We start from the raw sequence: 335 nt of genomic DNA, 5'->3' as shown, positions 1-335 counted from the left end.
CTATAGGAGTTACAGCAACGGAAGACAATACAGCAGTTGTCATTTCAGGATACAATCCAAATGTTATTTTTTCTGACGGTTCTTCTACTCCTACAAAAAGTTTCACTCTCAATAAAGGACAGTCGTATATATTAGATGCTTTAGCTGTAGACAGCCCTTACAACCTGGATGGATTAATCGGGGCAAAGATCGAGGCAACAAAACCAGTGTCTGTAACTAATGGTAATTTTAATGGAATGCACTATCCCGATAATGGCCTTAGCAACAACGATATTCTTATGGATCAGGCTGTGCCGGTCGACAGACTTGGAAAAGATTTTGTGGTGGTAAAGGGC

1 protein-coding gene is annotated in these 335 nt (G+C 40.6%); it reads left to right on the top strand.

All coding sequences use genetic code 11. From position 1 onward, the window contains the following. Positions 1-335, top strand: a 335-nt coding sequence (locus ACPYOM_RS22205) for a hypothetical protein (protein ID WP_481347621.1), incomplete at both ends; no start/stop codon positions are given.

The sequence above is a fragment of the Monashia sp. HAY1-2A genome (genome assembly GCF_056755315.1).
This window is presented reverse-complemented; position numbering and strand designations above follow the sequence as displayed.